General features: G+C 59.0%; 1 protein-coding gene. It reads left to right on the top strand.

Annotated elements, in window-relative coordinates; translation table 11 throughout:
• Positions 1–131: 131 nt before the first annotated feature.
• The coding region (locus SB660_RS19315) for a hypothetical protein (protein WP_410583845.1) at positions 132–356 on the top strand (225 nt) is incomplete at its 3' end.

Below are 356 nucleotides of genomic sequence, written 5' to 3'. Positions count from 1 at the left end.
CAGGGACGGGCGGTTCTGAGCGCAAGTCTGGGTAGCTTCAGGCTCACCGCCTACTATGGGAGCACTCGGCGAGACGTCGAAGCCGTCGGCGTCGGCAGGGGGATCGTGCCGAGCAACCAGGGAGTTTATACGTGGATACCAACGCGCAGGCGTCGGCCAAGCAACTGTTCGTCAACTGGATCGGCTACCACGGTCGGAGTGACGACCTTGCCAAGAACCTAGATGCCCAAGGCATGTACATTACTGGCGGTTCGGGGAATAGGATCTTGCGTTACCTGCGCCAGTGGCGTGAAACCATCTCGGTTGTTAAGCGTCATCAACCGAACACGGTGTTCGTTATGCAACCGCCCGTGATG

Origin of the sequence: Bacillus sp. SIMBA_005, from assembly GCF_046535585.1 — a bacterium.
GTDB lineage: Bacteria > Bacillota > Bacilli > Bacillales > Bacillaceae > Bacillus > Bacillus pumilus.
The sequence above is the reverse complement of the archived record's forward strand: the minus strand, read 5'-3'. Positions and strand labels throughout refer to the sequence as shown.